Source organism: Acidocella sp. C78 (assembly GCF_907164655.1).
Genome location: NZ_CAJQZK010000027.1, coordinates 19,621 through 44,642 on the forward strand (window position 1 = coordinate 19,621; position 25,022 = coordinate 44,642).

Genomic DNA, 25,022 nt, shown 5'->3' on the forward strand with positions numbered 1-25,022 from the left:
AAGACCGATACCAAGCTAGTGGATGAAGCCATCGCCAAGGAGCGCAGCCAGATCGACCTCATCCTCGAATACCGCGACAACCTGATCGCCGCCGTCGTCACCGGACAGCTCGATGTGCGCGAAGCCGCCGTCCGCATCGTCGAGGGCGACGGACTTGCCGAGGAAACAGCGACCAACGAAGAAGACATGGAGGATGCGCTCGATGCGGTCGACTGACGTAAGCGAGGGCGGACTGGAGGCGCTGATCGTCGCCGCGCTCACGGGCGCCGCGTCCGCGCGGGCATCCTCGACACCGGGGCTATCGGAGGAGGCCGCGCCCTTCACAGGCCCCGACGATTATATCGAGGGCCGCCGGGACGACTACGACCGCGCATACGCGCTGGACCTCGTCCAGCTCGCGGCTTTCATTCACGCCACCCAGCCCGACCTTGCCGGCCCGTTATCGATCGACGCCGACACGCCGGTGCGGCGCGCCTTCCTCGCCCGCGTCCGCGACGAGATCACCAATCGCGGCGTCATCGATGTGCTGCGCTCCGGCGTCCGCCATGGTCCGCACGAGGTGAAGTTGTACTTTTCCTTGCCCTCGCCAGGCAACACGGCGGCGGCCGCGCGCTTCGACGCCAATCGCTTCTCCGTCACGCGGCAGCTCGGCTATTCGCTGGATGCCGCCCGCCGCGCGCTCGACCTGGGTCTGTTCATCAACGGCGTGCCTCTCGCCACCTTCGAGCTGAAAAACAGCCTAACCGGCCAGACCGTCGCCCATGCCGAGGCACAATACAAAACCGACCGTGACCCTAGGGAGCTCATCTTCCGTTCCGGCCGCTGCGCCGTTCACTTCGCGGTCGACGACCGTGAGGTACGCATGTGCAGCCAGCTTGCCGGGCAGAAAAGCTGGTTCCTGCCGTTTAATCGCGGATGGAACGACGGCGCCGGCAACCCGCCCAATCCCGGCGGCATCAAGACCGATTACCTCTGGCGTCAGGTGCTGGCCAAACGCAGCCTGGCCGACATCATCGAAAACTTCGCAGGCATCATCGAAGAACGCGACGCGCGCGGCCGGATCACCGCACGCAAGCCGATCTTCCCTCGCTATCACCAGCTCGACGTTGTGCGGTCGCTGTGCGCCGACGCCGCCGAACGGGGCGCGGGCAAGCGCTACCTGATCCAGCATTCGGCGGGCTCGGGCAAATCCAATTCCATCGCCTGGACGGTGCACAAGCTGGTCGGGTTGGAGCGTGCGGGTGCATCGGTTTTCGATACCGTCATCGTGGTGACAGACCGCCAGGTGCTCGACAAAAACCTGAGGGACACCATCGGCGGCTTTGCGCAGACCGCGCGCCTGATGGGCCATGCCGAGCGCTCCGGCGACCTGCGCGGCTTCATTGAAAGCGGTAAGAAGATCGTCGTCACGACGGTGCAGAAGTTTCCCTTCATCCTGGACGATATCGGCAGCGCACATCGCGGTCGCCGCTTCGCGATCGTGATCGACGAAGCGCATTCAAGCCAGGGCGGACGTGCGGCCGGGGCGCTGAACACGGCGCTCGGCGGAAGTGCTGCGGATGACGAGATGACGACCGAGGATCGCATCCTCGCCATCATCGAGGGCCGCCGGATGCTGGATAACGCCAGCTACTTTGCCTTCACCGCGACGCCAAAGAACAAGACCCTGGAGCTGTTCGGCGAGCGCTATGAGGAAGACGGGGTGGTGAAGCATCGGCCATTCCACCTCTATTCCATGAAGCAGGCGATCGAGGAGGGATTCATCCTCGACGTGCTGGCCCATTACACGCCGGTTTCCAGCTACTATCGCCTCGCCAAGACCGCGGCCGATGACCCTGAAGTCGATGTGTCCCGGACGCTGAAAACGCTGCGCCACTATGTCGAAGGCCATGACCATGCAATCGCCACCAAGGCGGGCATCGTGGTCGATCATTTCCTCGATCAGGTGATAGCCCGGCGCAAGGTCGGCGGCGAAGCCCGCGCGATCATGGCCGCTGACGGCATCGAGCGAGCAATCGATTATTGGCGCGCAATCAACGCAGCCCTCGTTAAACGGGGCTCACCTTACAAGGCTATCATAGCGTTTTCAGGCACCGTCGACGACGCGGGCGAGCAGCGCACGGAGGCGTCGTTCAACGGATTTCCGAGCAGCGAACTGGAGGACAAATTCGACGCCGACCCCTACCGATTCCTCGTCGTCGCGGACAAATATCTGACCGGATTTGATCAGCCCAAACTGTTCGCGATGTATATCGACAAGACGCTTGCCGGCGTTAAAGCGGTGCAGGCCTTGTCACGTCTCAACCGTGCCCGGCCGGGAAAGACCGAGCCGATCGTGCTGGATTTCCGCAACGACCCCGCCATCATCGAAGCTGCGTTTTCTGATTTTTACCGCACGACAATCCTGTCCGGCGAGACTGATCCCAACAAGCTGCATGACCTGAAACGCGCGCTCGACGAGGCGGGTGTCTACACAGAGACCAACGTCGAGAACGTCGTCTCGCTGTTCCTGCAAGCGGCGCCCCGCGACCAGATCGACCCCATCCTGGATGCATGTTCGGCGCAGTACGAAGCACTCCCGGAAGACGATCAGATCGCGTTCAAGGGTGCGGCCAAGGCGTTCGTTCGGACCTATGCGTTCCTCGGCGCGATCCTGCGATATGCGGTGCCGGAGTGGGAGAAGTTGTCGACTTTCCTCACCTTGCTAATCCCGAAGTTGCCCAGTCCCGCAAGTGACGAAACGCCCGTCGACGTGCTGGAAACCATCGACATGGACAGCTATCGGGTTGAGGTCGAGGCGGCCATGGAGATCGCCCTGGCTGATGCGAATGCAGAGATCGAGCCGGTTCCAACAGGTGCGGCGGGAAGTCGTCCAGAGCAAGATGTTGACCAACTGAGCAGCGTCATCCGTGACTTCAACGAACGCTTTGGCGCCACGGAGTTTCGCGATCAGGATCGTGTCACCCGGTTTCTGTTCGAGGAGTTGCCGGGGAAAATTGGCGCAAACGACCGTGTTCAAAATGCACTGCGGAACAGCGACAATCAGAACGCCCGGATCGAACACGACCGCGCCGTCGATGATGAATTGCTCGGCAGCTTGGCCGATCACACCGACCTCTATGCGCTCTACAATACGGACAAGGCTTTCAAGGCCTGGCTGCAAGAAAGACTATTCGACGCCGCAAAGCGGGCGCAGACGCCGGTGCCGCCGCCGGCATGATGTTTGTGTTTTCCGGGACCGGCGACAAGCGTTTCATCGCAGATTAGGCAGGATCGGGTAGGCGCTGCTGTCTGTCGATCCGGCGGTATCTTTGATTGGTATATGGACGGAGGCTCAGCGGTGATTTGCGGGCTTGAATATGATGGGGAGTATGAGGGCAAGATAAAGCGAGTTGCCTCGCTACCGGAACTTCGTTCCTAAGTGTTTGTCTGCACATTGTTTTTTAGCGGCTCTCCGCCGAGGGCGCGAGGTGCGCCGGCGCCGGGGAAGTCGATTTCTGCAATGTTTTCAATGGCATTTTGGGTGGCACCCGCAATGTGGGGCGTGCGCCGTTCCGCCGCTTCTACGCTATGGCAAGTATTTCTACGCCACGGCCTTACGCCGCCATTTTCGACCTTGTGTCGGCAGTTTTATCTTCCAATCGTCGCATCATGGCGACCGACGAAGACCATTTCCGCATCCGTCCCGGCCGGGTCCGCGACCGGGCTGGCGGGCGCACCACGCGCGCCGTCCGGCCGCGCCCCAAGACGTTCCTTGCCGAGGTGCATCAGGCTATCCGCCGCGCCGGCGGCGACCCCAATCGGCTGGGCTCGGCCGGGAAGGGAAGCGGCCGGTTCAACGCGCGAGGCCGGGGCGCTACGGCCGCCGCCGTGCTGAAGGGGCGGAGCGCCTGGAGCCAGGACGCCAGCGGCGGGCGAACCCGCGCCCGGCGCGTGACGGTGAAGGCGCGGATCGTGAAGCTCAACCCGCAGCGCGGCGCGGCGCGCGGACGGTCGTTCGTCAGCGCGAAGGCGGTGGACGCCCACCTGCGCTATTTGGAGCGCGATGGCGTCAACCGCGACGGCGAGAAGGGACAGGTTTATTCCGCTGAGCGCGACGCCGAGGACGGCAGCACCTTCCTCGACCGGAGCCGCGACGACCGCCATCAGTTCCGCTTCATCGTCTCCGCCGAGGACGGCGTAGAGCTGGCCGACTTGCGAGAGACCACCCGCGACCTGATGAAGACGATGGAGGCTGACCTCGGCACAAGGCTCGACTGGATCGCGGTCGATCACCATAACACCGGTCACCCGCACACCCACATCCTGCTGCGCGGTGTCACCGACGACGGGAAGATACTCAACATCGCCGGCGACTACATCGCCCACGGCATCCGCGAACGGGCCAGCGAGATCGTCACGCTGGAGCTGGGCCGGCAGACCGAGCAGGAGGTCAGCCGCCAGCTTGAGCGCGAGGTGGACGCCGAGCGCTTCACCCGGCTCGACCGGATGCTGATCGCCGAGCAGGAGGCCAGCCACGGGTTCGCCGATCTGCGCCCCGACCAAGACATGCTGGAGACCGCGCGCCGGAACCGGGCGCTGCTGATCGCCCGCGCCCGCAGGCTGGAAAGCATGGGACTGGCGACCGAGGTGGAGGTTGGCCGCTGGTCCATCTCGGCACAGGCCGAGCCGACCTTGCGCGAACTGGGCGAGCGCGGCGACATCATCAAGACCATGCACCGGGCGCTGGCCGACTACGGCCTCGCCGACGAACGCGCCCCCGCGCAATATGTGGCGCACGGCAAGCAGATCACCGAACCGATCGTGGGCCGCGTGCTCTCCAAAGGCCTGGCCGGCGACGAGATGGGCGACCGGTTGCACCTCGTCATCGATGGCGTGGACGGGCGCACCCACTATGTCGAGATGGCGGACGCCGGCCGCCTCGACGAGATAAGACGCGGCCACATCGTCGCGCTCGATCCGACGCCGACCAAGGCCGAGCCCCGGCCGGCGGATGTCAACATCCAGATCATGGCGGAGGCCAATGGCGGCATCTACCAGCCAAGCCTGCATCTGGAGGCAACGCGTGACATCATCGAGCAGCGCCACGGCGACCCCGACGCCTTCATTCGCTCCCATGTGCGCCGGCTGGAAGCCTTGCGCCGCGCCGGGCACGTCGAGCGCATCGACGCCGACCATTGGAAAATTCCCGGCGACATCGCCGAGCGAGGCATGGCCTATGACGCCCCCGGCCGACCCAAGGATTTCGGCATCCGCACATTGTCCACGCTCGACCTCGACCGGCAGGTTGGCAGCGACGGGGCGACCTGGCTCGACCGTGAGTTGGTGGCGAAAGACCATCTGGCCCTTGCCGGGACGGGCTTCGGCCAGGAGGTGAATGCCGCGCTCGACCGGCGCGCCGCGCGTCTCGTCGAAATGGGCCATGCCAGCGTGAAGGACGGCCTTATTTCCATTCCTCGGCGCACGGTCGCTGCGCTGGAGCGCCAGGAGTTCGATCGAGTCGGCAAAGATATGGCCGCCGAGCGTGGACTGACCTACAGCCCGTCTGGGCCCGGCGAGTACGTCTCCGGCCGGCTGGCGGGCGTCGCCAATCTCGCCAGCGGGCGCTTCGCCATGATTGAGGACGGACTGGGCTTCCAGCTCGTGCCCTGGCAGCCCGTGCTGGAAAAGCGCCTCGACCAGCACATCAGCGGTGTCCGCCGCGACGATGGCGGGATCGAGTGGAGCTTTAGCCGCAAGCGGCAGATCGGACTGGGGCTTTGATCCGCCTTGATCAATACGGCATTATGCCGTATATGTTGGAGCCGAAGGAGTCGCCCATGCCCAAGCCCCAAATCGAAGCCGAGACTGCCCGACTGGAAGCGCGCGTCCCCGTGCAGGTCTACGACCAGATGCAGCGCGCCGCCCGTCTACGTGGGATGACCCTGACCGGCTATCTCATCTCCACCGCCGGCGAGGACGCCCGCCGCGTCGTCGAGGACGCCGACATCATGCGCCTGGCGCGTGAGGACCAAATCCGCTTCGCCGAGGCGCTGATCAATCCGCCCCAGCCGAACGCGCGACTGGCTCGTGCGGCGAAGCGCCATGCCGAGCTGATCGAGCGCCGGTGAACGTCCGCTTCGCCATCGAGCCGCTGGCGAAGGCGCACAAGCGGGATGACTTCACCTGCGGCAACGACCGTATCGACAGCTATTTCCGCGAGACCGTCTCCCAGGACGTGAAGCGTAAATACGCCACCTGTTTCGTCGCCAGGGAGATCGCGACGGACCGGGTGGCGGGCTTCTACACGCTGTCGTCCAGCAACGTGCCGTTGACCGAGGTTCCCGAGCCGCTGGCGAAGAAACTGCCGCGCTACCCGACCGTCCCGGCAGTGCTGATCGGCTGGCTTGGCCGCCATAGCGACTATGCCGGACAAGGGCTGGGAGAAGCCCTGCTGTTTGACGCCATCAAGACCGTGGCGACCGCGCCGATCGGCGCCCACGCCATCTTCGCCGACGCGATCGACGACCAGGCGGCGGCCTTCTACGTGGCATTCGGCTTCGCACCCTTGGTGCAACGGCCGCGCACCCTCTATCTTCCGGTGGCGACGGCGTTGAGCCTGATGTCGCCATGATGACCGCCTTCGCCCCTACGCGGTTTCCGCTCCACGCCGCCGCGCGCAAGTCTTTTTGCGCCAAGGTACGCGGGGGCTTCCAGCGTAAGAAAAGGCTATTCTTTCAGGCGTCAGGTTCGGCGATTCTGGTGCAATGGCCAGACTTCGCAAAGAACGCCCCCCGACTGCATCGGAACAACTTGAAGCGTTGCTCGGCCGACCCTGGCCGTTTCCGGGCCGGCCGCCGAAGCATGACCTCTCGACCTGGATCGTCACCGACGACTGGCCCGCGCATATCCCGGTCACGGAAGCAGAGGTGGATGTGTTCGAGGCGTGGTTCGGCGAACTCTTCGATGAGTTGTTCGGGCCGCGCCGATGAGGTGAGAAGGAGACATACGCCATGACCGTGCCGCTGCGGGCCGCCCTTTACTTGCGCGTCTCGACAGCGCGGCAGGCCGAGCATGATGTCTCCATCCCCGATCAGAAGCGCCAGGGCGAAGCCTATTGCGTCTCGCGCGGCTACCAGCTCGTCGAGACCTATGTGGAGCCCGGCGCGTCGGCCACCAATGATCGGCGCCCCGAGTTCCAACGGATGATCGAGGCGGGCACGTCGAAGCCCGCGCCGTTCGACGTGGTGATCGTCCATTCGTTCAGCCGCTTTTTCCGCGATCACTTCGAGCTGGAATTCTACGTCCGGAAGCTCGCGAAGAATGGGGTTAAGCTCGTCTCCATCACCCAGGAGATGGGGGACGATCCCATGCACGTCATGATGCGCCAGATCATGGCGCTGTTCGACGAATACCAGTCGAAGGAAAACGCGAAGCACGTCATCCGCGCCTTGAAGGAGAACGCCCGGCAGGGCTTCTGGAACGGCTCGCTGCCGCCCATCGGCTACCGTGTCGTCGCGGCCGAGCAACGCGGCGCGAAGGTCAAGAAGAAGCTGGAGATAGACCCGCTCCACGCCGAAACGGTGCGCCTGATCTACCGGCTGGCGCTCCACGGCGACGGCGCCAAGGGCCAGATGGGCGTGAAGAACATCGTCAGCCACCTGAACCGCAACCGCATCTTCACGCGCGACGGAGGCCGTTGGGGCATCGGCCAAGTCCACCGCATCCTGACCCGCCGCACCTATATGGGCGAGCATGAGTTCAACAAACGGTCGAAGTCCAAGGAATTGAAGCCGGTCAGCGAGATCGTGGTCGTGCCCGTCCCGCCGCTCATCGACCGCGAGACCTTCGACGCGGTGCAGGCGCTGCTCAAGGCCCGACATCCCACGGTGACGCCATCCGCCGTCATCAGCGGCCCGACGATGCTCACCGGCCTGATCCACTGCGCCAAGTGCGGCGGCGCCATGACCATCCGCACCGGCAAGGGCGGGCGCTATCGTTATTACGCCTGTTCGATGAAAGCCCGGCAGGGGCCAACAGCCTGCGAAGGTATGGCCGTGCCGATGGACAAGCTGGACGATCTTGTCGCCAGCCATCTCGAAGACCGTCTCCTCCAGCCCGAAAGGCTGGAAACGATCCTCGCCACCGTGCTCGACCGCCGGCAGGAGAGATCGGAGCGCCAGCGTGAGCACATTGGGGAACTGAACCGGCGTGCGGCGGAAGCCGAAGCCCGCCTCAAGCGCCTCTACGACGCCATAGAGGCGGGTGTCGCCGACTTGAACGATCCGGCGCTCAAGGACCGCATCGACGGCCTGAAGGCCATCCGCGACCAGGCGAAGGCCGACGCCGAACGCGCCCAGGCCATGCTTGAGAACTCCGGCAGCAAGGCCATTACCCCGCAGATGGTGCGCACCTTGGCCGAAACCGCGCGGCGGCATATCCGCCTTGAAGGTGGCGGCTATCGCCGCGACCATCTTCGTGCGCTCGCCCAGCGCGTGGAAGTCGCAGATGGCGAGGTCCGGATCATGGGATCGAAGTCCCGGCTGCTAAAGGTGCTAACCGGAAAAAATGGCGTAAATTCAGTGCCCACTCAGGGACTGAAGTGGCGGAGGGAGTGGGATTCGAACCCACGGTACGTTTTCACGCACACACGCTTTCCAAGCGTGCGCCTTCGACCGCTCGGCCATCCCTCCGGCGCAACGGCTTCATAGCCAACAACCGCGCCGGGCTCAAGCGGGGGGTGGCGTTATTCCTCTGCTGTGTCGAGGCCGAGCAGGGCAGGGGCTTCGGTGGGGTCGAGCTCGTCGATGTCGCGCAGTTTGCGGCCGACGGCGCGGATGCGCACCTGGGTGCTGTCGATCCCTTTCGAGAGCTGTTCGGCGCGCTTCGCCAGCGCTTCGATGCTTTCGCCGAGTTTGCCCCATTCGAGCTTCACCGCCGAGAGGATGCGGCCGATTTCGCCGGCGCGGCGCTCGAGCTGGACGGTGAAATGACCGACCCGGATCGTGTGCAGCAAGGCCGGCAGCAGGCTTGGGCTCTGGATCAGCACCCGGTGCTCGCGCTGCACCTGCTCGACCAGGCCGGGAATCCGGGCGACCTCGGCGAACAGGCCTTCGCTCGGCAGGTAGAGAATCGCGATGTCGGTGGTGCGCGGCGGGCGGATGTATTTCTGCGCGATCTTCTTCGCCTCGTCGCGGATGCGGGTGCTCAGCGCCCGCAGCGCCTGGGTTTCGCCATCGCGGTCGCCCGCCTCGGCGGCGAGCAGCAGGCGGTCGTAATCCTCGGTCGGGAATTTCGCGTCGATCGGCAGCCAGACCGGCTGATCCCCTTCGCGCACCGGCATCCGGAGCGCGAATTCCACCGCCTCGGCGCCGTTCGGATCGGCGCGGAAATTGGCCTCGAACGTGCCGGGCGGCAGCGTGTCGTCGAGCGTCTGGCGGATCTGCGCCTCGCCCCAGCCGCCGCGTGATTTGACGTTGGCGAACAGCCGCTTGAGATCGCCCACCTGGGTGGCGACCGACTGCACCTGGCCGATCGCCTGTTGCACCTGGGCGAACTGTTCGGCCACGCGCTGGAAGCTCTCGCCGATCTTCTGCTCCAGCGCCGATTGCAGCTTTTCGTCCACCGCGGCGCGCATCGCGTCGAGCTTGGCCTCGTTGCCGGTGCGGATTTCGTCGAGCTTCTGCTCGACACGGCCGCGCAGCGCCTCCTGCCCCTCGCGCAGGGCAAGCGAAACGCCGGCGAGATCGCGGTTCATCCGGTCGGCGAGCAGGGTCTGGCTCTCGGTCAGCCGGGCGATCGCGGCCATCGTTTCGCTGAGCCCTTGGGCGCGGCCAGCCTGCGCCGCCGATTCGGCCTCGGCCAGCTTGCCGGCGAGCAGGAGGGAAAGCTCGCTCATGGCGCCGTGCAGGCGCGCGAGCTGCTCGCCCTGCGCCCGCGCGCCCTCCTGCACCCGGTCGAACGCCTCGCGCAGCCCGGCGCGGGACTGTTCGGCCACCTCGGCGCGCAGGGCGGCGATCTGGCGGGATTGCAGGAGCGCGAGGACGACGAGGATCGCGGCGCCCAGGGCGGCGATGGTGGCGGCGATGGCGGCGGCGAGCACTGGGCTCAGGCGTCCATCTTCAGCGCCGCGAGGAAGGCGGTCTGCGGGATTTCGACCTTGCCGAACTGGCGCATCCGCTTCTTGCCCTCCTTCTGCTTCTCCAGCAGCTTGCGCTTGCGGCTGATGTCGCCGCCATAGCACTTGGCGGTGACGTCCTTCGACAGCGCGCCCAGCGTTTCACGGGCGATTACCCGACCGCCAATCGCCGCCTGGATGGCGATCTTGAAGAGCTGCCGGGGGATCAGGTCCTTCAGCTTGGCGCAGATCGCGCGGCCGCGGGTGTCGGCGACCGAGCGATGGGCGATGAAGGCCAGCGCATCCACCGGCTCCTGGTTGACCAGGATGGAGATCTTCACGAGGTCCCCCTCGACATAGTCGTCCATCTGGTAGTCGAAGCTGGCGTAGCCGCGGCTGACCGATTTCAGCCGGTCGTAGAAATCGAACACCACCTCGTTGAGCGGCAGCCGGTAGACCGCCATTGCCCGGTTGCCGACATAGGTGAGGTCGACCTGCTGGCCGCGGCGCTCGTTGCAGAGGGTGAGCACGGCGCCGAGATAGTCGTCCGGCACCATGATGGTGGCGCGGATCCACGGCTCCTCGATATGGTCGATGATCGAGCCGTCCGGCATGTCCGCCGGGTTGTGAAGCTCCATCATCTCGCCGCTCGTCTTGTAGAGCCGGTAGACCACCGAGGGCGCGGTCGCGATCAGGTCGAGATCGAATTCGCGCGACAGGCGCTCCTGGATGATTTCCAGATGCAGCAGGCCGAGAAAGCCGCAGCGGAAGCCGAAGCCGAGCGCCGCCGAGGTCTCGGCCTCGTAATGGAAGCTCGCATCGTTCAGCCGCAGCTTGGCGAGGCTGTCGCGCAGCTTCTCGAAATCGTCGGCATCGACCGGATACAGTCCGCACCAGACCACCGGGATCGATGGCTTGAAGCCGGGCAGGGGTTCGGTGGCGGGGGCGCGGTCGTCGGTGATCGTGTCGCCCACGTTGCAATCGGCCACGGTCTTGATGGCGGCGGTGATGTAGCCGATCTCGCCGGGGCCGAGATCGGCCTGCGGGGTGAGCTTGGGCGAGAAGGTGCCGACCTGGTCGATGGTGTGGACGGCGCCGGTCGACATCATGCGCACGCGCTGGCCCTTGCGCAGCCGCCCGTCGCGCACGCGCACCAGAATGATCACGCCGAGATACGGGTCATACCAGCTATCGACCAGCATGGCCTTGAGCGGGGCGGTATCGTCGCCCTTCGGCGGCGGCAGGCGGGTGACGAGCGCTTCCAGCACCGCTTCGATATTGATGCCGGTCTTGGCGGAGATTTCCACCGCGTCAGATGCGTCGAGCCCGATCACGTCCTCGATCTGCTGCTTCACCCGCTCGGGCTCGGCGGCCGGCAGGTCGATCTTGTTCAGTACCGGGACGATCTCGTGATTGGCGTCGATCGCCTGATACACATTCGCCAGCGTCTGCGCCTCCACGCCCTGCGAGGCGTCGACCACCAGCAGCGAGCCCTCGCAGGCGGCGAGCGAGCGGCTCACCTCATAGGCGAAGTCGACATGGCCCGGCGTGTCCATCAGGTTCAGGACATAGGTCTTGCCGTCCTTCGCCTTGTAGTTGAGGCGCACGGTCTGCGCCTTGATGGTGATCCCGCGCTCTTTCTCGATATCCATGTTGTCGAGCACCTGCTCGGTCATCTCGCGGGCGGAGAGCGCGCCGGTGGTCTGGATCAGCCGGTCGGCCAGGGTCGATTTGCCGTGGTCGATATGGGCGATGATCGAGAAGTTGCGGATCAGTTCGGTGGGGGTCGAGGTCATGCGCGCTCTTTAATCGAGATCGGGGCTTCTGTCAGCTTCATTGCGCGGGATCGCCAGCGCCCGTCCGGCCGGCGCTCACCCGTATATCTCGGTCGCGTCGCGCCATTGAAAAGAGCGGTCGGTTGCGCCACACACGCTTGCGGTCACGGAACGGTGACGCGGCGGGACGTGACATCGGGGCTGTGCCTTCCCATGTCCCGGGCAGGATCGGCGTCCTGCCGATACGCCCGCTCCGGCACCGGACCGTCGTCCATCACGACCTGCGTTGAGGAGATCTGCATGAACCCCCTGAAACAACTCGCTGAAGCCGGGCAGGCGCCCTGGCTCGATTTCGTGCAGCGCGGCCTGATCGAGGGGGGCGAGCTTGCCGCCATGATCGAGCGCGACGGGATCATGGGGGTGACGTCGAACCCGGCGATCTTCGAGAAGGCGATCGCGCACGCGCCGGAATATGGCGCGGCATTCGAGCGCTTCGTCGCCGCGCATGACGGCACGCCGATGGAGATCTACGAGCATCTGGCGATCGCCGACATCCAGGCGGCGGCGGACGCGCTGGCGCCGGTTCACCGCGCCACCGGCGGGCGCGACGGGTTCATCAGCCTCGAGGTGTCGCCCTATCTCGCCAACGACACGCAGGGGACGATCGACGAGGCGCGGCGGCTCTGGGCGGCGGTGGACCGGCCGAACCTCATGATCAAGGTGCCGGCCACCTCGGCCGGAATCCCCGCGATCCACGCGCTGATCGCCGAGGGGCTGTCGGTCAATGTCACGCTGCTGTTTGCCGTGCCGCGCTATGAGGCGGTGGCGCAGTCCTACATCGCCGGGCTTGAGGATTATGCGGCGAAGGGCGGCGATGTCTCGAAGGTGGCCAGCGTGGCGAGCTTCTTCGTCAGCCGGATCGACAACGTGATCGACCGTGAGTTGCAGGCCAGGATCGATGCCGGCGGGCCGGCCGGCACGATCCAGCCGCTGCTCGGCCAGGCGGCGATCGCCAATGCGAAGGTCGCCTATCAGAGTTTCCGCCGGATCTTCGCCGGCGAGGCCTGGGCCGCGCTGGCGGCCAGGGGGGCGCAGGTGCAGCGCCTGCTCTGGGCCTCGACCAGCGTGAAGAATCCCGCCTATCCCGACACGCTCTATGTCGAGCGGCTGATCGGCCGCGACACGGTGAACACCATGCCGCCGGCGACGATGGACGCGTTCCGCGATCACGGCACGGTGGTGCGTGACGCGGTGGAACATGAGGTCGAGGCGGCGCACGCAGCACTCACCGCGATCGAGGCGCAGGGGATTTCGCTGGCGAGCGTTACCCAGGACCTGGTCGAGGACGGCGTGCGGCAGTTCGCCGAGGCGTTCGACAAGCTGCTCGGCGCGGTCGCGGCGAAGCGCGAGGCGCTGGTCGCGGTCAATGCGGCGCGCATCGAGGCACCGGAGGACATCGCCCGCGCGGTGGACGAGGCCGCCGCCGGCTGGCGGGACGATGGCACGATCCGCCGGTTATGGGCGGGCGATGCCGGCGTGTGGAGCGGTGCGGACGAGGCCGACTGGCTCGGCTGGCTCGGCATCGTCGGGCAGGAGCACGCGCATGTCGGCACGCTGGTCCGTTTCGCCAACACGATCCGCGAGGCCGGCTTCACCCATGTGGCACTGCTCGGCATGGGCGGATCGAGCCTCGGCCCCGAGGTGCTCGCCATCAGTTTCGGCCACCAGCCCGGCTCGCCGCGCTTTCACATGCTCGACAGCACCGACCCCGCCCAGCTCCGCGCGCTGGAGGCGAAGCTCGATCTCGCTAAGACGATGTTCATCGTCTCGTCGAAATCCGGCAGCACGCTTGAGCCGAACATCATGCTCGCGCATTTCCGCGCCCGCATGATCGAGACGGTGGGCGAGGCCGGCTGGGCGCGGCATTTCACCGCTGTCACCGATCCGGGCTCCTCGCTCGAACAGGTCGCGAAACAGGCGCATTTCGCGCATCTCTTCCATGGCGTGAAATCGATCGGGGGGCGCTACTCGGTGCTGTCGAAATTCGGCCTGGTGCCGGCGGCGGCGATGGGGATCGATGTGTCCGACCTGCTGGCGCGGACGGCTCGCATGGTCGCCTCCTGCGCCGCGAGCGTGCCGGCGGACCGCAATCCCGGTGTGCGGCTCGGGCTGCTACTCGGCACCGCGGCAACGAGGTTCGGCCGTGACAAGGTCACGATCGTGACCACGAAGCGCATCGCCGGCCTCGGCGCCTGGCTCGAACAGCTGATCGCCGAATCGACCGGCAAGCATGGCCATGGGCTGATCCCGGTCGATGGCGAGGCGCTGGGCGCGCCGGATGTCTATGGCGATGACCGCGTCTTCGCCCAACTCGTCCTCAAGGGCGAGGAGGATGCGGCGCAGGATGCGAAGCTCGCCGCACTGGCCAAGGCCGGGCACCCGGTGGTGCGGATCGTGCTCGACGACGTGGCGCAGATCGGCCAGGAATTCTTCCGCTGGGAAATGGCGACCGCGGTGGCCGGCGCCATCATCGGCATCAATCCGTTCGACCAGCCGGATGTCGAGGCGAGCAAGGTCAAGACCCGCGCGCTGACCGACGCGTACGAGGCGGGCACGCCGGTCGCATCTCCCGAGCCGGTGTTCCGCGCGAACGGCATCGCCATCTATGCCGATGCGGCCAATGAAGCTGCGCTCGGCCGGCACAACACGCTGGCGGCCTGGCTGAAGCAGCATTTCCACCGCGCCCATGCCGGGGACTATATCGGCCTGCTCGCCTATATCGAACATACGCGGGCGCACGAGGCGGCGCTGGCGTCCATTCGCTTGCGGTTGCGCGACGCACGCAAGGTTGCGACCTGCGTCGGCTTCGGGCCGCGCTTCCTCCACTCCACCGGCCAGGCCTACAAGGGTGGGCCGAATACCGGCGTCTTCCTGCAGATCACCGCTGACGATGCGGCGGATCTTCCCGTGCCCGGCCATCGCTACAGTTTCGGCCAGGTGAAGGGGGCGCAGGCGGAAGGCGATCTCGGCGTCCTCGTCGAACGCGAGCGCCGGGCCATCCGCGTTCACCTCACCGAGGTGGAGGCGGGTCTGGCCGAACTGGCGAAGGCCATCGACCACGCCTTCGCCTGACCCTGGTGTCCTGTCCCTGAAATTCGTGGGGGAATTTCAGGGATGGGCAGGCCGCCGGGATACTGAGTTTTCCAGTGTCGGCCTTGAACCTGAAATCCATCGGGTTTCAGCGTCGCGACACTAGAGCACTTTCCGATCCATCCGGATCGGATGTAGTGCTCTATGGTATTGATAAATAGAGCATATTTATCCGATCAGATGACTCCATCTGATCGGATGATGCTCTAGCGGGCGCGCAGCTCCGCGCCCGACCGGAGACCTTTGACGAGCGCCTGGCCCGGCGGCCCCGCATCGCGGGACCGTCAGCGGTCCGGCGCGGCAACAGGAACGGAGACAGAGCCATGAAGATCGGTGTGATCGGCCTTGGCCGGATGGGCGGCAACATTGCCCGCCGTCTGATGCGCGGCGGCCATGACTGCGTGGTGTTCGACACATCCGCGGATGCCGTCGAGACGCTGGCGGCGGCGGGGGCGACGGGGGCGCGCGATCTCGCCGGTCTCGTCAAATCGTTGGAGCCGCCCCGCGCCATCTGGGTGATGTTGCCGGCCGGGCGGATCACCAGCGAGACGATCGACGCGCTGGGCGAGATGCTCGGGCGGGACGACGTCGTCATCGATGGCGGCAACAGCTTCTATCGCGACGACATCGCACATGCCGCGCGGCTGGGGCGCAACGGCATCCACTTCGTCGATGTCGGCACCTCGGGCGGCGTGTGGGGGCTGGAGCGCGGCTATTGCATGATGATCGGCGGCGAGGACGAGATCGTCCGCCGGCTCGACCCGGTGTTCCGCACGCTCGCGCCCGGGCTTGGCGGGATCGAGCGCACGCCGGCCCGCGCCGCGCGCGATCCGCGGGCCGAGCTTGGCTACATCCATGCCGGGCCGAACGGCGCCGGGCATTTCGTGAAGATGGTGCATAACGGCATCGAATACGGATTGATGCAGGCCTATGCGGAAGGTTTCGCGATCCTGCGCAACCGCGACGCCGAGGCGCTGCCCGAAGCCGAGCGCTATGATCTCGATGTCGCCGACATCGCCGAGGTGTGGCGGCGCGGCAGCGTGATCTCATCCTGGCTGCTCGACCTGACGGCCGCGGCGCTGGCGCGCGACGGGGCGCTTTCGGACTATAGCGGCTATGTCGAGGATTCCGGCGAGGGGCGCTGGACAATCAACGCCGCGATCGAGGAGGCGGTGCCGGCGGATGTGCTGACCGCCGCCCTCTTCGCCCGCTTCCGCTCGCGGCTCGACCATACATTCGGCGAGAAGATCCTCTCGGCCATGCGCCAGGGATTCGGCGGCCATATCGAGCAGGGGCAGCCCGGCGCGCCGCGGGGAGGGAACGAATGAACCCCCTCGCGCAACATCCCTCCCGTCCCGATGCGGGGGCGGCAGGCGTCGTCTCGGCCGCGCCGGCCGGACCGTGCAGCGTCGTGATTTTCGGCGCCGCCGGCGACCTGACCAAGCGGCTGCTGGTGCCGGCCCTTTTCAACCTCGCCAATACCGGGCTGGTGCCCGAACATTTCGGCCTGCTGGGCGCCGATATCGCCGATCTCGATGCTCGCGGCTGGACCGCCTCGCTGCGCGCGATGCTGGAAAGCTTCGTCGGTGATCCCGAGGCCGAAGACCAGATCGGGCGGGTCGACGATGCCGCATGGGAGCGCCTGACGGCCCATGCCGATTACGTTCAGGGCGATTTCACCCGGGACGAATTCTACGAAACCCTGAAATCCCGTCTCGAGGCGATCGAAACATCGCAAGGCACCGGCGGCAACCGGCTGTTCTACCTCGCCGTGGCCGACCGGTTCTTCGCGCCGATCGTCGAGCATCTCGGCAAGGCCGGCCTGCTGGCCGAGGGGGAGTCGGGCGAGGGCCCCTGGCGGCGGATCGTGATCGAAAAACCGTTCGGCCACGACCTCGCCTCGGCGAAGGCGCTGAACCGGCGGCTGCTGGACGTGGTCGCGGAGCGGCAGATCTACCGGATCGATCATTTCCTCGGCAAGGAAACGGTGCAGAACATCATGGCGCTGCGGTTCGGCAACGGGCTCTTCGACCCGCTCTGGAACCGCGACCGCATCGATCACGTCCAGATCACCGTCGCCGAGACGGTCGGCGTCGAGGGACGGGCGAAATTCTACGAGCAGGCCGGAGCACTTCGCGACATGGTGCCCAACCATGTGTTCCAGCTCGTCGCCATGGTCGCGATGGAACCGCCGGTCGGCGTGCGGGCCGAGGCGATCCGCGACAAGAAGCTGGAACTCTTCTCCGCCATCCGCACGGTGCGCCCGGAGGACGCCGTGCGCGGGCAGTATGACACCGGCGAGGTTTCCGGACGACGGGCGCGCGCCTATCGCGAGGAGCCCGGCGTCGCGGCGGATTCGAACACCGAAACCTATGTCGCGCTGCGGCTGGCCATCGACAACTGGCGCTGGGCCGGCGTGCCGTTCTATCTCCGCACCGGCAAGCATCTTTCCGAACGGATGACGGAAATCGCCATCCGCTTCCGCAAGCAGCCGCTGGCGCCGTTCAAGGGCGCGTCGATCGACGATCTGCCGCCCAACTGGCTGGTGCTGCGCATCCAGCCCGATGAGGGCATCGCCATCGAGTTCGAGGTGAAGCGGCCCGGCCAGACCATGCAACTGGCTCCGGCGCAGATGCAGTTCCGCTATCGCGACCGGTTCGATCCGGAGCCGAATGTCGGCTACGAAACCCTGCTGTATGACTGCATGACCGGCGACCAGACGCTGTTTCAGCGGGCCGACATGGTCGAGGAAACCTGGCGCGTGGTCGGCGAGGTGCTCGATGACTGGAGCGGCAGGCCGGCGGCGGGTTTCCGAATTACCGCAGTTTCAGCGCCGGGCCGGAGGAGGCGGAAAGATTGCTGTCCGACGATGATCCGACGCGGCGGTGGCGCCCGGTCGCGCTCGATCCGGCGGAGGACGGGTCGTGAGCCGGGCGATCGATCTCGTGATCGCCGATGTCGATGGCACGCTGGTCACCGACGACAAGCGGCTGACGCCGGCAACCACGCAGGTCGTGGCCGCGTTGCGGGAGGCTGGCATCCGCTTCGCGATCACCAGCGGGCGGCCGCCGCGCGGCATGCGGATGCTGAGCAAACCGCTCGGCATCGACACGCCGCTGGCCGGCTTCAACGGCGGCGTGATGATGGCGCCCGATTTCAGCCAGGTCGTTGCCGCGCACGATCTCGATGACGGGGTGATCGGCCGGGCGGTCGGGCTGCTCGACGATCACGGGCTCGATGCCTGGGTCTATACGCATGACCGCTGGCTGGTGCGCGACGGCGCCGCGCCGCATGTCGCGCGCGAGCGGCGAACGGTGGCGTTCGCCCCCGAGATCGTCGGGCGGTTCGACCTTGCCGCCCTGCATGGCGTGGTTAAGATCGTCGGCGTGACCGACGACGAAGCGCGGATGACATCCTGCCGCGATGCCGCGCGCAAGGCGTTTGGCGAGGGCGTGACGGCAGATTGCTCGCAGCCCTATTATCTCGATATCACCAGCACGCGGGCGAACAAGGGCGCGGTCGTCGATGCGCTGGCCGAGCATCTGGGCATTCCGCACGCGCGGATCGCGACCATCGGCGACATGCCCAACGATGTTGCGATGTTCGCCCGCAGCGGCTGCGCGATCGCGATGGGCAATGCGGAGCACGATGTGAGGCGCAAGGCCCATCACGTGACTGTATCGAATGACGAGGACGGCTTTGCCGAAGCGATGAAGCGCTTCGTGCTGGAGGGGAGACGCGGATGAAACCCGTGCGTGGCGAACTTGTTGTGGTGCCGGATGCAGAGGCCTTCGCGGAGCAGGGGGCGCGGCTTTTCGCGGAAGCCGCCGCGGCGGCGGCGAGCGCTTCCTCGCCTGCCTTGCCGGCGGATCGACCCCGCGGGCACTGTATGAGCGGCTGGCCGGGGCGCCCTGGCGCGACACGATCGACTGGGCGCGCGTCGATCTCGTGCTCGGCGACGAGCGGTTCGTCGCGCCGGAGGACGAGAAGAGCAATGTCCGGATGATCCGCGAGGCGTTGATCGCGCATCTGCCTGTAGCGCCCCGCCTGCACCCGGTGCCGTTCGCGGGCCTGACCGTCGATCAGGCCGCCGCCGCCTATCAGCGGGACCTCATCGCCCTTCACGGCGCGGCGCGCCTCGATCCGGCGAGGCCGGTCTTCGATCTGTGCCTGCTCGGCATGGGCGATGACGGCCACACCGCCTCCCTGCTGCCCGGGCAGGAGGAGTTGCTCGGGGAACGCCAGCGCTGGGTTGTGCCGGTGACGACGGGGCGGCCGGAACCGCGCGTCACCCTCACCTACCCGATCCTGGAGAGCGCGCGGCTGGTGGTGTTTCTTGTCTCCGGCGCCGGCAAGCGCGAGATGCTTGACCGCGTTCTTGGCGGCACGGATCGCGATGTTCCGGCGTCCCGCCTGAACCCGGGGGGCGGCTGGTCTGGCTCGCCGATCGTGCGGCCGCCGGGCGCTGGGCAGGCTGAGGCGACGCATGGGCATTGATCCTGAAATCGGCAAGCGCGCGGCGGCGCGTGAAGCGGCTGGCCTTGTCGCCTCCGGCATGCGGGTGGGGCTCGGCACCGGGACGACGGCCGCGCAGTTCATCGACCAGCTTGCCGCGCGCGTCCGCGCCGAGGCGCTCGATATCGAATGCGTCGCGACGTCGGAGCGGACGGCCGCGCAGGCGGCGGCGCTCGGCCTGCGCCTCGCCCCGCTCGATGGCGTGCTCGATCTGGCGGTGGATGGCGCCGACGAAATCGAGTTCGGCACGCTGCGGCTGATCAAGGGCGCCGGTGGCGCGCTGCTGCGCGAGAAACTGGTGGCGCAATCGGCGCGGCGCTTCATCGTCATCGCCGACCGGAGCAAGCTGGTCTCGCGGCTCGGCGGGCGCGCGCGTCTGCCGGTCGAGATCGTCCGGCACGGGGCGGAGCGCACCTGCGCGCGGCTCGCCGAGCTGGGTCTTGCCCCGGTGCTGCGCGCGGCACCGGGAGGACTCTTCGTCTCCGATGGCGGCCATCACATCGCCGATTGCACCCTGCCGGCCGACATCGCGCCGCAGACGATCGACACCGCATTGCGCACGATCGCCGGCATCGTCGAGACCGGGTTTTTCCTCTCCGGCTGTGCTGCGGCGATCATCGGTGATGAGCACGGCGCCGCCCGCGCCTTCGACGGCGATCCGGTTTCGGCCGCCGGGCTTGCGCCGGTAGCCGCCATGCTGCGCTGCCTCGAACTGCCGAAGCCGGCTGCGCCGCCGCGCCTCGCGGTGATGGGGGTTTCGGCATCCGGCAAATCCACCATTGGCCTTCTTCTGGCCGATGCCCTCGGCGTGCCGTTTTGCGATGGCGACGATCTGCACCCGCCGGCGAACCGCGCCAAGATGCACGCGGGCCAGCCGCTCGACGACGAGGACCGGATGCCCTGGCTACACCGCATCGCCATGCGCCTTGGCGAATGGCGGGCGAACGCCACGGGCGGCGTGATCGTCAGCTCTCTGCTGACGCGCCGTTATCGAGATCTGGTGCGCGCGGGCGCGGGGCCGTTCACGCTCGTCCATCTCGATGGGTCGCGGGCGCTGCTGGCTGCACGGATCGCGGCGCGGCGCGGCCATTTCATGCCGGCCTCGCTGCTCGACAGCCAGCTCGCCACGCTGGAACCGCCGATGGCGGACGAAGATGCGATCGTGGTGCGGATCGATGAGCCACCCGTTTCCATCGTGCGGCGGGTCGTTGCGGAACTCGCGCGGCGACAGGGAGGCTGACATCCGGTTTCGGGATGTCCGCGGCCGCGGCGGCGCGGTGGCGGGCGCACAGGCAACGGGAGCTATCATGAGCCAGAGAATTGAGGATTACGCGATCATCGGCGACCGGCAGACGGCGGCGTTGGTGGGCAAGGACGGATCGATCGATTTCCTCTGCCTGCCACGTTTCGATTCCGATCCGTGTTTCGCGGCTCTGCTCGGCACGCGCGAGAATGGCCGCTGGCGGATCGCCCCTGACGCGCCGGTGCGGCGGGTGGAGCGGCGCTACCGGCCGGAGACGCTGGTGCTGGAAACCGACCTTCACACCGATGACGGCGCCGTCAGGATCACCGACTGCATGGTGCCGCATCCGCACGATACGACGCGGCTGGCCCGCATCGTCACCGGCCTGTCCGGGCGGGTCGATCTGCGCCTCGATCTCGTCTTCCGCTTCGGCTTCGGCGCGGTCGTGCCCTGGGTGCAGCGGCTGCCGGGCCATGAGGGGCTGGTCGCCATCGCCGGGCCGGATATGGTGGCGGTGTGGGGCGATGTGCCGATGACCGGGCGCAACCAGCACACCGAGGCGGCGTTCAGCGTCGCCGCCGGCGAGACGGTCGAATTCGGCCTCGAATGGCTGCCCTCGCACCGACGGGTGCCGCGGCGGTTCAATATCGCGGCGGGGGTGGAACAGGCGGCGGAGAGCTGGCGCGGCTGGGCGCGGCGGGTGCCGGTGGCCGGGCGGTGGGCGGAAATCGTCCGCCGGTCGCTGATCACGCTGCGGGCGCTGACCCATTGGGAAACCGGCGGCATCGTCGCCGCGGCGACGACTTCGCTGCCCGAGCAGCTCGGCGGCGGGCGTAACTGGGATTATCGGTTCTGCTGGCTGCGCGATGCGAGTTTCACGCTCCAGGCGCTGATGAATGCGGGCTATCGCGAGGAGGCGCATGCCTGGTCGCGCTGGCTCGACCGCGCGATCGCCGGCGGCGCGGACGACATCCAGATCATGTACGGCATCGCCGGGGAGCGGCGGCTGGAGGAGCGGACGATCGACTGGCTCGACGGCTACGAGGGCTCTCGCCCGGTGCGCGTCGGCAATGGAGCGGCAGGGCAGCGCCAGCTCGATGTGTTCGGCGAGGTGATGAACGCGCTCTACCAGGCGCATGTCGGCGGCGCGCAGCGCGATGAGAACAGCTGGAGCATCCGCCGCGTGCTGCTCGAAACCCTCGAGCGGATCTGGGCCGAGCCGGACGAGGGGATCTGGGAGGTGCGCGGCGGGCGGCAGCAATTCGTCCATTCCAAGGTGATGGCCTGGGTCGCCTTCGACCGGGCGATCCGCTCGGTCGAGGAATATGGCTATGACGGTCCGGTGGCGCGCTGGCGCGAGGTCCGTCAGCAGATCCACGACGAGGTCTGTGCGAAGGGGTTCGACAGCGGGATGAACAGCTTCGTGCAGGCCTATGGCTCGAAAACCCTCGATGCCAGCCTGTTGCTGATGACGATCGTGGGGTTTCTGCCGCCGGACGACCCGCGGATGCTCGGCACCATCGCCGCGATCGAGCGCACCCTGATGCAGGACGGCTTCGTCCGCCGCTACGATACGCAGACCGGCAAGGATGGTCTGGAGGGCAACGAGGGCGTGTTCCTCGCGTGCAGCTTCTGGCTGGTGGACAATTACGCGATGATGGGCCGGCAGGAAGCGGCCGAGGCCTTGTTCGAGAAACTCGTTGCCCTGCGCAACGATGTCGGGTTGTTCGCCGAGGAATACGACACGGTCAACCGCCGGCAGATCGGCAATTTCCCGCAGGCGTTCACCCATGTCGCGCTGGTCAACGCGGCGCTGCGGCTGAGTGGCGCGGCACAAGTGGCGGGATAAGGCCGCACGGCGGCGGCGCATCGTCATTGACCACGGCCGGCCGCCGGGACAGAATTACCAAATGTTCATCCCCGCGTGCGACGATTGGTCGTCCGGTCCGGGAGACTGCCATGCCACGCCTTGCCAACCGCCTCGCCGCGCTGTCCGCCCTGACCCTCGCAGCGGTGCCGCTCCTCGGCGGCAACGCCCGCGCAGGCGAGGAGCAGCTGCGGCTGACGCCGGGGAACATGCTGGCGCAGACTCATTCGACCGCGCTGCTCTTCACCATCACCGGCACATACCGGCAGCTCTCCGGCACGCTCGTGTTCGACCCTGCGGCGAATACCTGCCGGATCGACGTGACGTTCGCCACCGCCAGCCTCGCCTTGCCGAACGCCCTGGTGCGGGCGCAGGTGATGTCGCGCGGGTTTCTCGATCCCGATCAATATCCGCAGACCCGCTTCATCGGGCGTTGCAAAGCGGGCGGCACCCGGATCGACGGCAGGCTGACGATGCACGGGCAGACCCATCGCTTCAGCATGGCCCTGACGAAGCGTTTCTCCGGCGGCAAGCTGGTCGGATTTCATTCGATCGGCCGGCTCGACCGGGAGCACTGGGGGATCGACGGGCTGGATATGCTGGTCGGCCGCACCATCACCGTGATCGACGACATTTCGCTCGATGGCCGCAGGCCGCACCCGGCTGGCTGATCGGATTCCAGCCGGGCGGCCGGGGCGCGACGGAGCGGCGCGTCAGTGTGCCGCCGGGGTGCGCAGCTCGCGTCGGAGGATCTTGCCGACCGGGGATTTCGGCAGTTCCTCGTGCCGGAACTCGACGATTTTCGGCATCTTGTAGGAGGTGAGGTTGCGCCGGCAGTGTTCGAGCAGCGCGGCCTCGGTCAGCCGGTCCGATTTCGGCACGACGATGATCTTCACCCGCTCGCCGGAGGCATCGTCGGCCACGCCGATGGCGGCGGCCTCCAGCACGTCCGGATGCATCATCACCACCTCCTCGATCTCGGAGGGATAGACGTTGAAGCCCGAGACCAGGATCATTTCCTTCAGCCGGTCGACGAGGCGGATGAAGCCTTGCTCATCCATCACGCCGATATCCCCGGTCGCCAGCCAGCCCGCCGCGTCGATCATCAGCGCGGTTTCCGCCGGGCGCTGCCAGTAGCCGCGCATCACTTGCGGGCCGCGCACGCAGATCTCGCCCTCCTCGCCGATGCCGGCCCAGCTGCCATCGGCACGCCGCAGCCGCACCATGGTCGAGGGCAGTGGCAGGCCGACCGTGCCGTTGAATCCCATCCGTTCGGGATGCTGCATGTCGATCGGGTTCATGCAGACCACGGGCGAGCACTCGGTCAGCCCATACCCCTCGCTCACCGGCAGGCCGGTCGCCGCCTGCCAGCGCGCCGCGACTTCGGACTGGGTCGCCGCGCCGCCGGCGATGACGAGGCGCAGCCGCGAGACATCGAGGCGGCGGAAGCCCTCATGGTTAAGCAGGTTGTTGAACAGGGTGTTGATCCCGACCATCACCTCGAATTTCTCGTGGCGGATGCTGCGCAGCACCCTCCCGGTGTCGCGTGGGTTGGCGATCAGCACGTTGCGGCCGCCGAGCGCCATGAACATGAACAGGTTCACTGTCAGCGAGAACACATGGTAGAGCGGCAACAACGTGAGGATGTTGAGCCGCTCGCCGGCAAGCTCGCCACCGCTCCAGGCAGAGGTCTGAAGAACATTGGCGATGATGTTGCGGTGCGTCAGCATCGCGCCCTTGGCCACCCCGGTCGTCCCGCCGGTATATTGCAGGAAGGCGATGTCCTCCGGCCCGGTCGTGACCTCGGTGAGACCAGCCCTGCGCCCTTGCGCCAGCGCGGCGTTGAACCGCACGCCGCGCAGCCCGTGCCGAGGCACTGTCCTTGCCAGGTAGCGGAGCGAAACATCGAGCACGATCCCGTGGAGTCCGCCGATCAGATCTCCCATGGCGGCGAGGACGACGGTTTCGATCTCGGTGCCCTCGATGCCGCGTTCGGCGGTGGCGGCGAAATTCTCGAAGACCACGAGCAGGCGTGCGCCGCTGTCGCGCAGCTGGTGGTTCAGCTCGCGCGCGGTGTAGAGCGGATTGACGTTGACGACGGTGGCGCCGGCCAGCAGCGTGCCAAACACCGCGACCGGATATTGCAGCGAATTCGGCATCATCAGCGCGACACGGTCGCCTTTTCCAAGCCCGCGTGATTGCAGGAACCCGGCGAAGGCGCCGGCGCGCTCGCGGGTTTGCGCATAAGTCATCGGCGAGCCGGCGCTGACGAAGGCGGGCGTGAACCATAGTCCCGCACCCAGGCCTCCAGCATGTGGTTGAGCGAGGGAATGCCGTCGATCTGCTCGCCGATGTCGTGAGGCACGCCGTCGCGAT

15 protein-coding genes, 1 tRNA gene and 2 pseudogenes are annotated in these 25,022 nt (G+C 66.8%); 14 read left to right on the plus strand and 4 right to left on the minus strand.

The window, feature by feature from the left end; genetic code table 11:
- Positions 1 to 18 precede the first annotated feature (18 nt).
- The 6 genes and pseudogenes from ACIDOCELLA78_RS000000110165 to ACIDOCELLA78_RS000000110190 all read left to right on the plus strand — a co-directional run.
- The gene (locus ACIDOCELLA78_RS000000110165) at positions 19 to 216 is read left to right on the plus strand and encodes a restriction endonuclease subunit S (RefSeq protein WP_201729477.1); all 198 of its coding nucleotides are present in this window, start codon (positions 19 to 21) and stop codon (positions 214 to 216) included.
- Positions 203 to 3,220 (plus strand): type I restriction endonuclease subunit R, encoded by a 3,018-nt coding sequence (locus ACIDOCELLA78_RS000000110170; protein ID WP_201729478.1) that lies wholly within the window; start codon positions 203 to 205, stop codon positions 3,218 to 3,220. The genes ACIDOCELLA78_RS000000110165 and ACIDOCELLA78_RS000000110170 overlap by 14 nt, the downstream gene beginning before the upstream one ends.
- Before the next feature lie 431 nt (positions 3,221 to 3,651).
- Complete coding sequence (locus tag ACIDOCELLA78_RS000000110175; RefSeq protein WP_201729479.1) at positions 3,652 to 5,763, plus strand: DUF3363 domain-containing protein; 2,112 nt, start codon at positions 3,652 to 3,654, stop codon at positions 5,761 to 5,763.
- A gap of 56 nt (positions 5,764 to 5,819) precedes the next feature.
- Positions 5,820 to 6,110 carry a DUF1778 domain-containing protein gene (locus tag ACIDOCELLA78_RS000000110180; RefSeq protein ID WP_201729480.1) on the plus strand — a complete coding sequence of 97 codons (291 nt, stop codon included), beginning with the start codon at positions 5,820 to 5,822 and terminating at the stop codon, positions 6,108 to 6,110.
- Positions 6,107 to 6,613, plus strand: a complete 507-nt coding sequence (locus ACIDOCELLA78_RS000000110185) for a GNAT family N-acetyltransferase (RefSeq protein WP_201729481.1) — start codon at positions 6,107 to 6,109, stop codon at positions 6,611 to 6,613. Before ACIDOCELLA78_RS000000110180 ends, ACIDOCELLA78_RS000000110185 begins: the two co-directional genes overlap by 4 nt.
- Positions 6,614 to 6,992: 379 nt before the next feature.
- A pseudogene (locus ACIDOCELLA78_RS000000110190) lies at positions 6,993 to 8,018 on the plus strand (recombinase family protein); the annotation flags it as partial.
- Between the two features lie 564 nt (positions 8,019 to 8,582).
- Here ACIDOCELLA78_RS000000110190 and ACIDOCELLA78_RS000000110195 read toward each other — a convergent pair.
- The 3 genes from ACIDOCELLA78_RS000000110195 to lepA all read right to left on the minus strand — a co-directional run bounded on the left by ACIDOCELLA78_RS000000110195 (position 8,583) and on the right by lepA (position 11,892).
- Positions 8,583 to 8,672, minus strand: a tRNA-Ser gene (locus ACIDOCELLA78_RS000000110195).
- A 53-nt stretch (positions 8,673 to 8,725) separates the two neighbouring features.
- Positions 8,726 to 10,081: a DNA recombination protein RmuC gene (gene rmuC / locus ACIDOCELLA78_RS000000110200; RefSeq protein ID WP_201729482.1), complete on the minus strand. Its 1,356-nt coding sequence runs from the start codon at positions 10,079 to 10,081 to the stop codon at positions 8,726 to 8,728.
- A gap of 5 nt (positions 10,082 to 10,086) precedes the next feature.
- Positions 10,087 to 11,892, minus strand: coding sequence for a translation elongation factor 4 (gene lepA / locus ACIDOCELLA78_RS000000110205; protein WP_201729483.1), 1,806 nt, complete (start codon positions 11,890 to 11,892; stop codon positions 10,087 to 10,089).
- A 279-nt stretch (positions 11,893 to 12,171) separates the two neighbouring features.
- Between lepA and ACIDOCELLA78_RS000000110210 the strand changes: the two genes are divergently transcribed.
- The 8 genes and pseudogenes from ACIDOCELLA78_RS000000110210 (at position 12,172) to ACIDOCELLA78_RS000000110245 (ending at position 23,317) form a co-directional block, all read left to right on the plus strand.
- Positions 12,172 to 15,003 (plus strand): bifunctional transaldolase/phosoglucose isomerase, encoded by a 2,832-nt coding sequence (locus ACIDOCELLA78_RS000000110210; RefSeq protein WP_201729484.1) that lies wholly within the window; start codon positions 12,172 to 12,174, stop codon positions 15,001 to 15,003.
- Between the two features lie 341 nt (positions 15,004 to 15,344).
- Positions 15,345 to 16,349 (plus strand): phosphogluconate dehydrogenase (NAD(+)-dependent, decarboxylating), encoded by a 1,005-nt coding sequence (gene gnd, locus ACIDOCELLA78_RS000000110215; protein WP_201729485.1) that lies wholly within the window; start codon positions 15,345 to 15,347, stop codon positions 16,347 to 16,349.
- A pseudogene (gene zwf, locus ACIDOCELLA78_RS000000110220) lies at positions 16,346 to 17,755 on the plus strand (glucose-6-phosphate dehydrogenase); the annotation flags it as partial. The gene gnd and the pseudogene zwf, both read left to right, overlap by 4 nt.
- Positions 17,756 to 17,945: 190 nt before the next feature.
- A complete protein-coding gene (locus tag ACIDOCELLA78_RS000000110225) occupies positions 17,946 to 18,767 on the plus strand; it encodes a Cof-type HAD-IIB family hydrolase (protein ID WP_201729486.1) in 822 nt (273 codons plus the stop codon).
- A gap of 151 nt (positions 18,768 to 18,918) precedes the next feature.
- A complete protein-coding gene (gene pgl, locus ACIDOCELLA78_RS000000110230; protein ID WP_249676454.1) occupies positions 18,919 to 19,518 on the plus strand; it encodes a 6-phosphogluconolactonase in 600 nt (199 codons plus the stop codon).
- On the plus strand, positions 19,508 to 20,776 hold the full coding sequence (rpiA, locus tag ACIDOCELLA78_RS000000110235) for a ribose 5-phosphate isomerase A (RefSeq protein ID WP_201729487.1): 1,269 nt from the start codon (positions 19,508 to 19,510) through the stop codon (positions 20,774 to 20,776). The genes pgl and rpiA overlap by 11 nt, the downstream gene beginning before the upstream one ends.
- Before the next feature lie 67 nt (positions 20,777 to 20,843).
- Positions 20,844 to 22,628, plus strand: a complete 1,785-nt coding sequence (locus tag ACIDOCELLA78_RS000000110240; RefSeq protein ID WP_201729488.1) for a glycoside hydrolase family 15 protein — start codon at positions 20,844 to 20,846, stop codon at positions 22,626 to 22,628.
- A gap of 110 nt (positions 22,629 to 22,738) precedes the next feature.
- Positions 22,739 to 23,317, plus strand: coding sequence for a YceI family protein (locus ACIDOCELLA78_RS000000110245; RefSeq protein ID WP_201729489.1), 579 nt, complete (start codon positions 22,739 to 22,741; stop codon positions 23,315 to 23,317).
- A 42-nt stretch (positions 23,318 to 23,359) separates the two neighbouring features.
- Here ACIDOCELLA78_RS000000110245 and ACIDOCELLA78_RS000000110250 read toward each other — a convergent pair whose 3' ends face one another.
- Positions 23,360 to 24,898, minus strand: a complete 1,539-nt coding sequence (locus ACIDOCELLA78_RS000000110250; protein WP_249676452.1) for an AMP-binding protein — start codon at positions 24,896 to 24,898, stop codon at positions 23,360 to 23,362.
- Positions 24,899 to 25,022 lie beyond the last annotated feature (124 nt).